Source organism: Paraburkholderia sp. 40 (assembly GCF_050434105.1).
In the GTDB taxonomy this organism is placed as follows: domain Bacteria; phylum Pseudomonadota; class Gammaproteobacteria; order Burkholderiales; family Burkholderiaceae; genus Paraburkholderia; species Paraburkholderia tuberum.
Genome location: NZ_JBNPVY010000004.1, coordinates 212,176 through 227,186 on the forward strand (window position 1 = coordinate 212,176; position 15,011 = coordinate 227,186).

Consider the following 15,011-nt stretch of genomic DNA (forward strand, 5'->3'; position numbering starts at 1 on the left):
CACAACACCATGCCTAAGAAACGTACTACTCCCAATCGCAACGTGCAGATCGCCGATCAGATCCAGCGCGACCTGGCTGAGCTTCTGCGCGAGGTCAAGGATCCGCGCATCGGCATTGTCACATTTCAGAGCGTCGAGCTAACGCCCGACTACGCGCACGCAAAGGTCTACTTCACGACGCTGACGGGCGACCCGCAGCAAACGCTCGAAGCGCTGACGCACGCTGCCGGCCATCTGCGCAATCTGCTGTTCAAGCGCCTGCATATCCACACGGTGCCGACGCTGCATTTCCACTACGACAAGACGATCGAGCGCGCCGTGGAGATGTCGCGTCTGATCGACGAGGCAAATTCCATGCGCGCGAAAGACGACTGAGCGTCTGCCATGCCGTGGCGTTCCATGTAGCGCGCGGCGCCGTTTTTCGCATTTCCCGAACGTTCTGCCTCCCTCGACATGACCGCACCTCAACGCCCCCGCGTGCCGCGTCGCGCGCTCGATGGCGTGCTGTTGCTCGACAAGCCGCTCGGCCTGTCGAGCAACGACGCGCTGGTTCGCGCGAAACGTCTTTATCTCGCGAAAAAAGCGGGCCACACCGGCACGCTCGATCCGCTGGCAACCGGCCTGCTGCCGCTGTGTTTCGGCGAGGCCACCAAGTTTTCGCAAGACTTGCTCGAAGCCGACAAGACCTACGAGGCGACGATGCGCCTCGGTATCCGCACGACCACCGGCGACGCCGAAGGCGAGGCGTTCGACATCCGCGCCGTCGACTGCGACGAAGCGGCGGTGCGGGCGGCTTTGCCGAAATTCATCGGCGAGATCGTTCAGATTCCGCCGATGTACTCGGCGCTCAAGCGCGATGGCAGGCCGCTGTACGAGTACGCGCGCGCCGGCCAGACGGTCGAACGGGAAGGGCGGCAGGTGACGATTCGCGCGCTCGAGCTGATTGCGTGCGCGTTGCCGGATGTGACGTTTCGCGTAACGTGCAGCAAGGGCACCTATGTGCGCACGCTTGCCGAGGATATCGGCGAAGCGCTCGGCTGCGGCGCGCATCTAGTCGTGCTGCGGCGCACGGGCGTCGGCGCGCTGACGCTCGAGCATTCGGTCACGCTCGACGCGTTGTCCTACGCGACCGAACTCGAACGCGACGCATGGCTGCAACCGGTCGACGCGCTGCTGTCCACGTTCCCGCAGGTCTGTCTGAACGACGATGACACGCGCCGCTTCCTTCACGGCCAGCGCCTGAAGCTGTCGTCGCTGACGATCGCCGCCGACGCGGTGAATGCCCCGCGCGTGAGGGTGTACTCGGCGCAGGGGCGGCTTCTGGGGGTCGCGAAGCCGGGCGAAGGTGTGCTCGCACCCGACCGTGTGATCGTGACGACGGAGAGCTAGAGGTCGCCGTTTTGCCAGCCCGGCGCGGACAATAAAAAAACGCGATCGCCATCGAGCGATCCCGTTTTGATCATGCCCTCCGGTGGAGCGGTGTCGAACTAAAGCAACACCACAAACACCCCCCTCAATGCGCCGTGGCCGCCGCCGCTCCCGCATCGCCGCCTGCCCGTTCCGGCCGCGTGATCCAGATCAGCGCGATCAGCGCGACAAAAATACCGGCCGAAATGAAGAACAGATCGTTTACGCCGAGCTGCGCGGCCTGCTGCGTGACCATGGTGTTGAAGAGACCATAGGTCTGCTGCTGATCCAGGCCCGCCGCGCCCATCTGACGAATCGATTGACCGAACGCCGGGTTGTAAGCATTCGCCTGTTCGGTCAGTTGTGCGTGATGCATGATCGTGCGGTGATCCCAGGCGGTCTGGAAGATCGACGTGCCGATACCGCCGCACATGATCCGCACGAAGTTCGACAGCCCCGAGGCCGCCGGAATCCGATGGCCCGGCAAGCCCGACAGCGTAATCGACACGAGCGGAATAAAGAAGCCGGCCATACCGATACCTTGAATCAGCGTGGGCAGCATCAGCGAGTACGTATCGACGCCCGTCGTATAACGCGAGCGCATCCAGAAACACAGCGCGAAAATCAGGAACGACAGCGTCGCGATATAGCGCGGATCGGTACGCGGCAGCACCTTGCCGGTCAGCGGCGACAACAGGATCGCGAACACACCGACGGGTGCCATCACGAGTCCGGCTTCGGTCGCCGTGTAGCCGATATCGGTCTGCAGCCACAGCGGCAATAGCACGAGATTGCCAAAGTAAAGCCCATAGCCGATCGACAGCGCGATCGTGCCGCCGGTGAAATTGCGGCGGCTGAACAGCGACAGATCAACCACCGGATGCTCGGCCGTCAACTCCCACACGATAAAAAACGCGAGCGCGATCACCGCAACGACCGCGAGTACGACGACCGTCGTCGACGAGAACCAGTCGAGGTCCTTGCCCTTGTCGAGCATCACCTGAAGCGAGCCGACCCAGACGATCAGAAGACCGAGGCCGACGCCGTCGATTGGCGCCTTCCTGATCACCGAATCGCGGTTACGGAAGATCATCCACGTCGCGGCGGCCGCGACCGCGCCGACGGGAATGTTGACGTAGAAGATCCACGGCCACGAGATGTTGTCGGAAATCCAGCCGCCGAGAATCGGACCGGCAACCGGTGCGATTAGCGTGGTCATCGCCCACATCGATAGCGCCATCGGCGCCTTCGCGCGCGGATAGCTCGCGAGCAGCAGCGTCTGCGACAGCGGGATCATCGGGCCGGCCACCGCGCCTTGCAGCACGCGCGACGCAAGCAGGAACGGCAGGTTCGGCGACAGCCCGCACATCCATGACGACAGCACGAACAGCACGATCGACGCCATGAACAGCCGCACCTGGCCGATGCGGTCGGTGAGCCAGCCGGTCAGCGGCACCGAGATCGCGTTGGCCACCGCGAACGACGTAATCACCCACGTGCCCTGGTCGGACGATACGCCGAGGTCGCCGGAAATCGACGGGATCGACACGTTCGCGATCGACGTGTCGAGCACGTTCATGAACACGGCGAGCGACACCGCGATGGTGCCGATCACCAGTTGCGCGCCCTCGAGCGGCGGGTGAGGGACTTGCGCCTGAGCCTGAGCCATTAAAAGAGCCTTCCATGAATCATCGGGCGGACCCTCAGCTCTTATGGGCCGCCGGTTTCGCGGCGGCCGCGGCGCTCGCCGCGCTCGACTTCTGCGCGCCGCCGTTCGCGTTCGTGCCGGCGTTTTCCGAGATGATGCGCGCGATTTCCGCATCGGCTTCCGCGCCGTATTTGTCGAAGACGTTGGTCTGGTAAGCCGTGGACGGCGCCTGACCGAGCTGGCCGCCGGTGTCGTCCTTGATGTTCACGTCAGCTTGCATCGACAGACCGATACGCAGCGGATGCTTCTCCAGTTCCTGCGGATCGAGCGAAATACGCACCGGCAGACGCTGCACGACCTTGATCCAGTTGCCGGTCGCGTTCTGCGCAGGCAGCAGCGAGAACGCCGAACCCGTGCCGGCCGAGAAGCCGACCACCTTGCCGTGATACGGCACCGACGAGCCATAGACGTCGGCCGTCAGTTCGACCGGCTGGCCGATGCGCATGTGCTTCAGTTGCACTTCCTTGAAGTTCGCGTCGACCCACACGTCATGCAGCGGCACGATCGCCATCAGAGGCGAGCCGGGCGATACGCGCTGGCCGACCTGCACCGAGCGTTTTGCGACATAGCCTGTGACCGGCGCCGGCAGAGTATTACGAGCGTGGTTCAGGTATGCGTCACGCAGCTTCGCGGCGGCGGCCTGCACGTTCGGGTGATCGGCGATCGTCGTGTTCGCGGTCAGCGCGCGGTTTGCCGCGAGTTGCTGTTTGGCGGCGTCGAGCGCGGCTTGCGCGCTCTTCACGGAGTCGCGTGCGTGCGAAATTTCTTCCTGCGATACCGCGCCGGTCTGCGCGACCGTCATACGGCGCTTCAGGTCGTCCTGGGCGCGCGACAGATCGGCCTGGCTCGCCGCGACCCGCGCTTCGTACTGGCTGTCGTCGGCGAACAGACCGCGCACCTGGCGCACCACCTGCGCAAGATTGGCCTCGACCTGTTCGAGTGCGACGCGCGCGTCGGCCGGGTCGAGCACGACGAGCGGGTCGCCGGCCTTGACGACCTGGGTGTCGTCCGCGTTGACCGCGATCACGGTGCCCGTGACCTGCGGGGTGATCTGCACGACGTTGCCGCTCACGTAGGCATCGTCGGTGTCTTCATGGAAGCGCGCGACGAGGAAGTAGTACAGGCCGTACGCGACCGCGGCAATCAGGATCACGATGACGAGCAGCGTCATCATGCGCTTGCGTTTGCCGTTGTTCGCCGCTTGCGGTGGAGTGGCGGGCTGCTGGGGGGTGCTCATTGATGTGCTCCGGGTTCTTTTGAACGTCGTCGTTTATTCGGGTGTTCGTGTGTATGCGTGTGCGTCGGCGCGGGCGGGCTCGCTCAGTTCGCGGCGGTGCTCGTGGCGTGGTTCGCGGCGTTGGCCGATGCGGGAGCATCGGTCGGCACGACGAGACCGGTCTGGGTTGCGTCGAAGCCGCCGCCCAGTGCCTTGATCAGACCGATCTGCAGACTACGGCGGCGCATCTGCAGGCCCGTGACCGTCTGCTCGGCGGCAAGGCGGTTTTCGTCGGCGGTGAGCACCTGTAGCTGCGGCGACAGGCCGGCCTTGTAGCGGATTACGGCGAGCTGGTACGCCTTGCTCGACGCGTCGAGCGCGCGCTGGGCGTCACCCTCCTGGCGGTCGATCGAGCGGATCGACGACACCTGCGTCGAAACGTCCTGCAGCGCGTTGATCAGCGTCTGGTTGTAGTTCGCGACGTCGCCCTCGAAGTCGGCGTAGCGGCCCTTCAACTGCGCGCGCAACGCGCCGGCGTCGAAGATCGGCAGATGGATCGCCGGGCCGAACTGGATCTGACGGCTCGACGCGGTCAGGAAACGGCCCCAGCCGAAAGCGTCGAAGCCGAAGCCGGCCGCGAGATTCACGTCCGGGTAGAACTCGGCTTTCGCTTCCTTCACGTCATGCATCGCGGCTTCGACCTGCCAGCGCGCGGCGACGATGTCCGCGCGACGCGCCACGAGGTCGGCCGGGATGTTGTCCGGCAGAGCGACCACGTCGCCGCCGGTGAGCACCGGCTTGTCGATCTGCAGGCCACGGTCCGGGCCTTTGCCGAGCAGCGCGCCCAACTGGTAGCGCACGACGGTGATCTGTCCGTCGAGGTCGGTCAGGTTCGACTGGCTCGTCGCGACGTTGCCGGCGGCGGTCTGCTTCTCGACGTTGGTGTCGAGGCCGGCCGTCACGCGGTCATTCGTGATACGGCCGACGTCCTGGCGGTTCGCGATTTCACGCGCGGCGATGTCGCGGAACGCATACAGCTGCGAGAGCTGGTTGTAGGTGCTCGCGACCGACGCGGCGAGCGTCACGCGCGCCTGCTGCATATCGGCCTCGGCGGCTTTCTGCTGCGACACGGCCTGGCCGAGCCGCTGACGGTTCTTGCCCCACAGGTCGAGATCCCACGACGCGCTCGCGAGCACGTTGTTCTCGCTATACCAGGTGCCGCCGAACGGAGGCGGGTAAAGGGAGTTTGCCGAGTACAGCTCGCGGGTCCACGAATAGCTCGCGCTGACCTTCGGGAACAGCGCCGCGCGCGAGCTTTCGATATACGACGAAGCCTTTGCGAGCCGCGCTTGCGCCTGGGCGATCGACGGGCTGCCCTCGAGCGCTTCCGCGATCAGCTTCGGCAGTTGCGGGTCGCCGAACTGGTTGGCCCAGTCGAGCGATGGCCACTGGCCGCCCTCGTTGGGCAGACTCTGCGTCGAGTCGTACTGCGTCGGCGACGCGATCTGCTTGTCGCTTTTGACGCCGAAGTAGTTCGCGCACCCCGTGAGGGCGAGCGCCATCACCGCGGCGGCGACAGCGGCCCGGCTCGACAGCGCGGGCGCGGACAGGGAAAGGGATTTCATCGCTCGACTCTTCTTTGAGTGGAATGTATTGATGGACGCAGCAAGCAAGCTATTACGATTTGCTATCGGGATGGCTTGCGGCGTCGCGGGAAAGTCCCGTGTGTTCGCCGGAATTGACGAGCACGCGACGCAGCATGCTCTTCAGGAAGCCCACTTCTTCCGGGGTGAACCCGTTCAGCAGGTTATCGAGCACGCCATTGAAAATGGCCGGCATGCGAGCCGCGATCGCATGGCCTTCCGACGTCAACGCGAGGCGCACGACGCGCCGGTCTTCGTTACTGCGCACCCGCGTGAGCAGGCCGCGCTTTTCGAGCCGATCGATCAGGCGCGTGACGGCGCTTGCGTCGATACCGTATTCACGCGCCAACTCAGCCGCGAGCAGGCATTTGCCGCTCGCCACCATGAACAGGATGCTGCCTTGCTGGCTGGTGATGCCGAGTTCGGCCATGCTGCGCTGCGTGATCAGGTTTGATAGCGTCGATTTCACCCGTGAGATGAGATAGCCGACGCTTTCGCCGAGCTGGTACTCGCTGAGATCCGGCGTGGATTCGTTGGACGGCTCCGTCATGATTCTCGTGCGAATGCAATGGTTGACTAGGCATTAGTATAGCTGGCTGTTGATTGACGCGACAAGCGTTAATACAGCTTAGGCAAGGATTATTTCGCGCTCAAGCAACAAACCGTACGGAATGACGTAGAGCGGGGCAAGGCGCGATTCGCGCAACTCGCGCAGGCGCGGAGAGCGGACGGTCTATCGGGGAATACCAGAAAGGATCATCCGTGCGTGCTATAATTTTGGGTTCCCAAAAGTGCGCTTTGGGCTTGTTGTCGTGGTTTGGCTCCTCAACCAGCAGCATAAGCAAGCGGCGCACTCAACCGTCTTCAGGTTTCCTATGACCCGCGCCCTACGCAACATCGCCATCATTGCTCACGTCGACCACGGCAAGACCACGCTCGTCGACCAGCTCCTCCGTCAGACCGCCACGTTCCGCGAGAACCAGCAGATCGCCGAGCGCGTGATGGACTCGAACGACATCGAAAAAGAGCGCGGCATCACGATCCTGTCGAAGAACTGCGCGGTGGAGTACGAGGGCACGCACATCAATATCGTCGACACGCCGGGGCACGCCGACTTCGGCGGCGAAGTGGAGCGCGTGCTGTCGATGGTCGACTCGGTGCTGCTGCTCGTCGACGCGGTGGAAGGCCCGATGCCGCAAACCCGCTTCGTCACGAAGAAGGCGCTCGCGCTGGGTTTGAAGCCGATCGTCGTGGTCAACAAGGTCGACCGTCCGGGCGCGCGGATCGACTGGGTGATCAACCAGACCTTCGACCTGTTCGACAAGCTCGGCGCCAGCGAAGAGCAGCTCGACTTTCCGATCGTCTACGCATCGGGCCTGAACGGCTACGCGGGTCTCACGCCTGATGTACGCGACGGCGACATGCGTCCTTTGTTCGAGGCAATCCTGCAGCACGTGCCGGTGCGCCCGGCCGACCCGGAAGGTCCGCTGCAACTGCAAATCACGTCGCTCGACTACTCGTCGTACGTTGGTCGTATCGGCATTGGCCGTATCACGCGCGGCCGCATCAAGCCGGGCATGGCCGTCGCGGTGCGCTCGGGCCCGGAAGGCGAAATCCTCAATCGCAAGATCAACCAGGTGCTGTCGTTCAAGGGCCTCGATCGCGTGCAGGTCGACTCGGCCGAGGCGGGCGACATCGTGCTGATCAACGGTATCGAGGAAGTGGGCATCGGCGTGACGATCTGCTCTCCGGAACAGCCGGAAGCGCTGCCGATGATCACCGTCGACGAACCCACGCTGACGATGAACTTCCTCGTCAACTCGTCGCCGCTCGCGGGCCGCGAAGGCAAGTTCGTCACGAGCCGTCAGATTCGCGACCGCCTGATGAAGGAGCTGAATCACAACGTCGCGCTGCGCGTGAAGGACACCGGCGACGAAACCACGTTCGAAGTGGCGGGCCGCGGCGAGCTGCACCTGACCATTCTGGTGGAAAACATGCGGCGCGAAGGTTACGAGCTGGCCGTGTCGCGTCCGCGCGTCGTGATGCAGGAAGTCGACGGCGTGAAGCACGAGCCGTATGAAAACCTGACCGTCGACATGGAAGACACGCACCAGGGCGGCGTGATGGAAGAACTTGGCCGCCGCAAGGGCGAAATGCTCGACATGGCATCGGACGGCCGTGGCCGCACGCGTCTCGAGTACCGTATTTCGGCGCGTGGTCTGATCGGCTTCCAGTCGGAATTCCTCACGCTCACGCGCGGCACGGGTCTGATGAGCCACACGTTCGATTCGTACCAGCCGGTCAAGGAAGGCGCGGTCGGCGAGCGTCGCAACGGCGTGCTGATCTCGCAGGACGACGGCGCGGCAGTCGCGTACGCACTGTGGAAGCTGCAGGATCGCGGCCGCATGTTCGTGTCGCCCGGCGAGGCGCTGTACGAAGGCATGATCATCGGTATTCACAGCCGCGACAACGACCTCGTCGTGAACCCGATCAAGGGTAAGCAGCTCACGAACGTGCGCGCATCGGGCACCGACGAAGCCGTGCGTCTCGTGCCGCCGGTTCAACTGTCGCTCGAATACGCGGTCGAGTTCATCGACGACGACGAACTCGTCGAAGTCACGCCAAAGTCGATCCGTCTGCGCAAGCGCTACCTGAAGGAACACGAGCGCCGCAGCGCGAGCCGCAACAAGGTTGCCGGCGAGTAAGCGGGACGCAAACCTGTCTGAATAGCAGGGAACGGAAGCCACCTTCGGGTGGCTTCGTTGTTTTTGGCGCATCAAAATTGGCGGCGCTGCATCATGCCGATCATTTCCCGCTGCGCCCCAAGTGTCGCGACCTGTCACGCCCTTCGCCTCCATTTCCCACAGAACACTGTTGCGCGCTGTGAAAAGGCACCCCGTCGCCCGCGAAACGCCCGCCATCACAGGCTTTGCACCTGTGCCGTTCGCTATCTGGGCTATTCGTTCTGTGCTATGCTCCCGGGTGCAAAGTTTTAGGTCCTTCCAAGCAAGACTTGATTCGCGCAATCCGCTAAACGGTCAGGCCGTGTCGCGGAAGGTTCGGTAACCCGCTATTTCTCGAGAAACTCGAAGAAAGGTGAGCGTAAAAATGATGAAGCAATTCCAGTCGAACTCTTATCTGTTCGGCGGCAATGCTCCGTACGTTGAAGAAATGTACGAAGCGTATCTCGATAATCCGGCGTCAGTGCCCGAGACCTGGCGCAGCTATTTCGATGCGTTGCAGAACGTGCCCGCATCGGACGGCAGCAACGCCAACGACGTGGCCCATGGCCCGATCGTCGAATCGTTTGCCCAGCGCGCCAAGGCCAATGCCTTCCTGCCGCGCGCAACGGCCGGCGGCGAAGATCTCGCAACCGCCCGCAAACAGGTTTACGTCCAGTCCCTCATCGGCGCATATCGCTTCCTCGGCTCGCAATGGGCCAATCTCGATCCTCTGAAGCGCCGCGAGCGTCCCGCGATCCCCGAACTTGAACCCGCGTTCTACGACTTCACCGAAGCCGACATGGACCAGGAGTTCAGCGCAACGAATCTGTACTTCGGGTTCGAGCGCGCGACGCTGCGCGAGATCGTCAAAGCCCTGCGCGACACGTACTGCGGCACGATCGGCGCCGAGTACATGTACATCAGCGATCCGGAGCAGAAGCGCTGGTGGAAGGAACGCCTCGAATCGATCCGTTCGACGCCGAGTTTCAACAACGACAAGAAGAAGCACATCCTGAATCGCCTGACGGCCGCCGAAGGCCTCGAGCGTTTCCTGCACACCAAGTACGTCGGCCAGAAGCGCTTCTCGCTCGAAGGCGGCGAGAGCTTCATCGCGGCGATGGACGAAGTCGTGCGTCACGGCGGTCTGCGCGGCGTTCAGGAAATCGTCATCGCGATGGCTCACCGTGGCCGTTTGAACGTGCTGGTCAATACGCTCGGCAAGATGCCGGCAGACCTGTTCGCCGAATTCGAAGGCAAGCACGTCGATGATCTGCCGGCTGGCGACGTGAAGTACCACAAGGGCTTCTCGTCGGACGTCGCGACGGAAGGCGGCCCGGTTCACCTGTCGCTCGCGTTCAACCCGTCGCACCTCGAAATCGTCAACCCGGTGGTCGAGGGCTCGGCGAAGGCGCGTATGGACCGTCGCGGCGACGAAAACGGCGTTCAGGTGCTGCCGGTGCAGATCCACGGCGACGCGGCTTTCGCCGGCCAGGGCGTCGTGATGGAAACGCTGAACCTCGCGCAAACGCGCGGTTACGGCACGCACGGCACGCTGCACATCGTCATCAACAACCAGATCGGCTTCACGACGTCGGACCCGCGCGACTCGCGCTCCACGTTGTACTGCTCGGACGTCGTCAAGATGATCGAAGCGCCGGTGCTGCACGTGAACGGTGACGATCCCGAAGCGGTCGTGCTGGCCACCCAGATGGCGATCGACTTCCGCATGCAGTTCCACAAGGACGTCGTCGTCGACATCGTCTGCTTCCGCAAGCTGGGCCACAACGAGCAGGACACCCCGGCGGTCACGCAGCCGCTGATGTACAAGACGATTTCGAAGCACCCCGGCACGCGTGCGTTGTACGCTGAAAAGCTCGTTCAGCAGGGCATCATCAAGGCCGAGGATGGCGAGGAATTCGTCAAGGCCTATCGCAAGGCGATGGACGAGGGCCACCACACGGTCGATCCGGTGCTCTCGAACTACAAGAGCAAGTACGCGGTGGACTGGGTGCCGTTCCTGAACCGCAAGTGGACCGACGCGGCCGACACGGCCGTGCCGCTCGCGGAACTGAAGCGCCTCGCCGAACGCATCACCACGATTCCGGAAAACTTCAAGGTTCACCCGCTCGTCGAGCGCGTGATCAACGACCGTCGCGCCATGGGCCGCGGCGAAGCGAAGCTCGACTGGGGCATGGGCGAGCACCTCGCGTTCGCATCGCTGGTCGCTTCGGGCTACGCAGTTCGTCTGACCGGTCAGGATTCGGGCCGCGGCACGTTCACGCACCGTCACGCAGTGCTGCACGACCAGAACCGCGAGCGCTGGAACGACGGCACCTACGTGCCGCTGCAGAACATCGCCGAAGGTCAGGCGAAGTTCACGGTGATCGACTCGGTGCTGTCGGAAGAAGCGGTGCTCGGCTTCGAATACGGTTACTCGACCGCTGAACCGAACACGTTCGTCGCGTGGGAAGCGCAGTTCGGCGACTTCGTGAATGGCGCGCAAGTCGTGATCGACCAGTTCATCTCGTCGGGCGAAGTGAAGTGGGGCCGCGTGTCGGGCCTGACCATGCTGCTGCCGCACGGCTACGAAGGCCAGGGTCCGGAGCACTCGTCGGCGCGTATCGAGCGTTTCCTGCAACTGTGCGCAGACCACAACATGCAGGTCGTTCAGCCGACCACGCCGGCGCAGGTCTTCCACCTGCTGCGTCGCCAGATGATCCGCCTGTTCCGCAAGCCGCTGATCGTCGCGACGCCGAAGTCGTTGCTGCGTCACAAGGAAGCCGTGTCGGATCTGTCGGAACTCGCGAAGGGTTCGTTCCAGCCGGTCATCGGCGAAGTGGACGAAACCATCGACGTGAAGAAGGTCAAGCGCGTGGTGGCCTGCTCGGGCCGCGTGTACTACGACCTGGTCGCGCATCGCCGCGAAGCGAAAGCGAACGACGTCGCAATCATCCGTATCGAACAGCTCTATCCGTTCGCGCACAAGCAGTTCGAAGCGGAAATGAAGAAGTACGACAACGCAACCGAAGTGGTGTGGGTGCAGGACGAGCCGCAGAATCAGGGCCCGTGGTTCTACATCGAGCACCATCTGAAGGAAGGCATGAAGGAAGGGCAGAAGCTGGCGTACAGCGGCCGTCCGGCTTCGGCTTCCCCTGCAGTCGGCTACTACGCGAAGCACTACGAGCAGCAGAAGGCGCTGGTCGAAGGCGCTTTCGGCCGCCTCAAGAGCGCGTCGATCGCTAAATAAAGAAACAGACGAGCCGGGAAAGCGCAGCGCGCTTTCCCGCGCCGCGCCGAACGATCCCATGAGGTTCAGGCGCGGCGTTCACGGTTCGCAGGCGGTCGTGAAGAAGCGCCGTCACCCGATACGTATTCAGGATATTCATAATGGCTATTGTTGAAGTCAAGGTTCCCCAGCTCTCCGAATCGGTCTCGGAAGCGACCATGCTGCAGTGGAAGAAGAAGCCGGGCGAGGCTGTCGCTCAGGACGAAATCCTCATCGAAATCGAGACCGACAAGGTCGTGCTCGAAGTGCCGGCTCCGGCAGCAGGCGTGCTCGCGCAAGTCATCTCGAACGACGGCGACACGGTCACGGCTGAGCAGGTGATCGCGAAGATCGACACCGAAGGCACCGCAGGCGCCGCCGCTGTCGAAGCCGAAGTGAAGCCGGCTCCGGTCGCTGCCGCGGCTCCCGCACCGGCGGCTCAGGCGGCTGTCGCAACGGGCTCGAACACCGCTGCTTCGCCGGCCGCCGGCAAGCTGATGGCAGAGAAGGGTCTGGCTGCTGGCGACGTCGCCGGCACGGGCCGCGACGGCCGTATCACGAAGGGCGACGTGCTCGTCGCTGGCCAGGCTGCTCCGGCGGCTGCCAAGGCTGCACCGGCTCCGGCTGCCGCACCGAAGGCTGCGAAGCCGTCGCTGCCGGACGTCAAGGCCCCGGCATCGGCCGATCAATGGCTGAAGGACCGTCCGGAACAGCGCGTGCCGATGTCGCGTCTGCGTGCTCGTATCGCCGAGCGTCTGCTCGAGTCGCAGCAAACCAACGCCATCCTCACGACGTTCAACGAAGTGAACATGGCGCCGGTCATGGAGCTGCGCAACAAGTACAAGGACAAGTTCGAAAAGGAACACGGCGTGAAGCTCGGCTTCATGTCGTTCTTCGTGAAGGCGGCTGTTCACGCGCTGAAGAAGTTCCCGCTCGTGAACGCGTCGATCGACGGTAACGACATCGTCTACCACGGCTACTTCGACATCGGTATCGCTGTCGGTTCGCCGCGCGGTCTGGTGGTGCCGATCCTGCGCAATGCAGATCAGCTGAGCCTCGCCGACATCGAGAAGAAGATCGCCGAATTTGGCCAGAAGGCGAAGGACGGCAAGCTGTCCATCGAAGAAATGACCGGCGGTACGTTCTCGATCTCGAACGGCGGCGTGTTCGGCTCGATGCTGTCCACCCCGATCATCAACCCGCCGCAATCCGCGATTCTCGGCGTGCACGCCACCAAGGAACGCGCAGTGGTCGAAAACGGCCAGATCGTGATCCGCCCGATGAACTACCTCGCGCTGTCGTACGACCACCGTATCATCGACGGCCGCGAAGCAGTGCTGTCGCTGGTCGCGATGAAGGATGCGCTGGAAGATCCGGCTCGCCTGCTGCTCGACCTGTAAGCGCACGTTCCACCGACGCCGGCCGGCGGTTTGCGCGGGCCGGCGTCATCCGTAGCACGTCTTTAGCATTCCGCAGTACAGGAACGGCGCGCGCCACCTCGAGTGGCCCGGCGCCGTTCCGCCATCAAAGGGATTGTCATGTCCAAAGAATTTGAGGTCGTCGTGATCGGCGCAGGCCCTGGCGGTTACATCGCCGCCATCCGCGCAGCGCAGCTCGGCAAGACCGTCGCATGTATCGAAAAGTGGAAGAACCCGGCCGGCACGCTGAAGCTCGGCGGCACTTGCCTGAATGTCGGCTGCATTCCGTCGAAGGCGCTGCTCGCTTCGTCGGAAGAGTTCGAGAACGCGTCGCATCACCTTGCCGACCACGGCATCTCGGTGGAAAACGTCTCGGTCGATGTCTCGAAGATGATGGGCCGCAAGGACGGCATCGTCGAGAAGATGACCAAGGGCATCGAATTCCTGTTCCGCAAGAACAAGATCACGTGGCTCAAGGGCCATGGCAAGTTCACCGGCAAGACGGACGCCGGCGTGCAGATCGAAGTGAGCGGCGAAGGCGAAGATGGTGCAAGCAGCGAAGTCGTCACGGCGAAGAACGTGATCATCGCAACGGGTTCGAAGGCGCGTCATCTGCCGGGCATTCCGGTCGACAACAAGCTGATCGCCGACAACGAAGGCGCACTCTCGTTCGACACGGCACCGAAGAAGCTCGCCGTGATCGGCGCAGGCGTGATCGGTCTGGAACTCGGCTCGGTGTGGCGCCGCCTCGGCGCGGACGTGACCGTGCTCGAAGCGCTGCCGGAATTCCTCGGCGTGGCTGACCAGGCGCTGTCGAAGGAAGCGGCCAAGCAGTTCAAGAAGCAAGGTCTCGACATCCAAGTCGGCGTGAAGGTCGGCGAAGTGAAGACGAGCGAAAACGGCGTGACGATCGCCTACACGGACAAGGACGGCAACGCGCAGACGCTCGAAGCCGACCGCCTGGTCGTGTCGGTCGGCCGCGTGCCGAACACCGACAACCTCGGCCTCGAAGCGATCGGCCTGAAGGCCAACGAGCGCGGCTTCATCGACGTGGACGACCATTGCGCGACGGCGGTGCCGAACGTGTACGCGATCGGCGACGTGGTGCGTGGCCCGATGCTTGCGCACAAGGCTGAAGACGAAGGCGTGCTGGTCGCGGAAGTAATCGACGGCCAGAAGCCGCACATCGACTACAACTGCATTCCGTGGGTGATCTACACCGAACCGGAAATCGCATGGGTCGGCAAGACGGAGCAGCAACTGAAGGCGGAAGGCCGCGAGATCAAGACCGGCCAGTTCCCGTTCATGGCGAACGGCCGCGCGCTCGGCATCAACAAGGCGGACGGTTTCGTCAAGATGATCGCCGACGCGAAGACCGACGAACTGCTCGGCGTGCACATCATCTCGGCGAACGCATCGGACCTGATCGCGGAAGCCGTGGTGTCGATGGAGTTCAAGGCGGCGTCGGAAGACATCGGCCGTATTTGCCATCCGCACCCGTCGCTGTCGGAAGTCATGCGCGAAGCGGCACTCGCCGTCGACAAGCGCGCGCTGAACATGTAAGCACGCACGCCTGACCGAAACGCAACCTTGGCATCACCAAAGGCGGGCGGGGTTCAATCCCTCCCGCC

General features: G+C 63.4%; 10 protein-coding genes. 6 read left to right on the forward strand and 4 right to left on the reverse strand.

Annotated elements, in window-relative coordinates:
- The first annotated feature begins 9 nt into the window (after window positions 1–9).
- A complete protein-coding gene (gene rbfA / locus OKW28_RS22635) occupies window positions 10–375 on the forward strand; it encodes a 30S ribosome-binding factor RbfA (protein ID WP_429449094.1) in 366 nt (121 codons plus the stop codon).
- Window positions 376–453: 78 nt separating this feature from the next.
- Window positions 454–1,389 carry a tRNA pseudouridine(55) synthase TruB gene (gene truB / locus OKW28_RS22640; RefSeq protein WP_429449096.1) on the forward strand — a complete coding sequence of 312 codons (936 nt, stop codon included), beginning with the start codon at window positions 454–456 and terminating at the stop codon, window positions 1,387–1,389.
- Between the two features lie 124 nt (window positions 1,390–1,513).
- On the opposite strand, the gene OKW28_RS22645 is transcribed toward truB, so the two are convergent.
- The 4 genes from OKW28_RS22645 to OKW28_RS22660 all read right to left on the reverse strand — a co-directional run bounded on the left by OKW28_RS22645 (window position 1,514) and on the right by OKW28_RS22660 (window position 6,524).
- Complete coding sequence (locus OKW28_RS22645) at window positions 1,514–3,076, reverse strand: DHA2 family efflux MFS transporter permease subunit (RefSeq protein WP_429449098.1); 1,563 nt, start codon at window positions 3,074–3,076, stop codon at window positions 1,514–1,516.
- Between the two features lie 34 nt (window positions 3,077–3,110).
- Window positions 3,111–4,352 (reverse strand): EmrA/EmrK family multidrug efflux transporter periplasmic adaptor subunit, encoded by a 1,242-nt coding sequence (locus tag OKW28_RS22650; protein ID WP_429449100.1) that lies wholly within the window; start codon window positions 4,350–4,352, stop codon window positions 3,111–3,113.
- Window positions 4,353–4,435: 83 nt separating this feature from the next.
- Window positions 4,436–5,956 (reverse strand): efflux transporter outer membrane subunit, encoded by a 1,521-nt coding sequence (locus OKW28_RS22655; RefSeq protein WP_429449102.1) that lies wholly within the window; start codon window positions 5,954–5,956, stop codon window positions 4,436–4,438.
- A gap of 52 nt (window positions 5,957–6,008) precedes the next feature.
- Entirely contained in the window at window positions 6,009–6,524 is a 516-nt protein-coding gene (locus OKW28_RS22660; RefSeq protein ID WP_429449104.1) for a MarR family winged helix-turn-helix transcriptional regulator, read from the reverse strand.
- Window positions 6,525–6,849: 325 nt separating this feature from the next.
- On the opposite strand from OKW28_RS22660, the gene typA reads away from it, so the two are divergent.
- The 4 genes from typA to lpdA all read left to right on the forward strand — a co-directional run bounded on the left by typA (window position 6,850) and on the right by lpdA (window position 14,943).
- Entirely contained in the window at window positions 6,850–8,679 is a 1,830-nt protein-coding gene (gene typA / locus OKW28_RS22665) for a translational GTPase TypA (RefSeq protein ID WP_429449105.1), read from the forward strand.
- 403 nt (window positions 8,680–9,082) lie between these two features.
- Window positions 9,083–11,944, forward strand: coding sequence for a 2-oxoglutarate dehydrogenase E1 component (locus OKW28_RS22670; RefSeq protein WP_429449107.1), 2,862 nt, complete (start codon window positions 9,083–9,085; stop codon window positions 11,942–11,944).
- A gap of 140 nt (window positions 11,945–12,084) precedes the next feature.
- Window positions 12,085–13,362, forward strand: a complete 1,278-nt coding sequence (odhB, locus tag OKW28_RS22675; RefSeq protein ID WP_429449108.1) for a 2-oxoglutarate dehydrogenase complex dihydrolipoyllysine-residue succinyltransferase — start codon at window positions 12,085–12,087, stop codon at window positions 13,360–13,362.
- A gap of 138 nt (window positions 13,363–13,500) precedes the next feature.
- Window positions 13,501–14,943, forward strand: coding sequence for a dihydrolipoyl dehydrogenase (lpdA, locus tag OKW28_RS22680; RefSeq protein ID WP_429449110.1), 1,443 nt, complete (start codon window positions 13,501–13,503; stop codon window positions 14,941–14,943).
- Window positions 14,944–15,011: the final 68 nt, after the last annotated feature.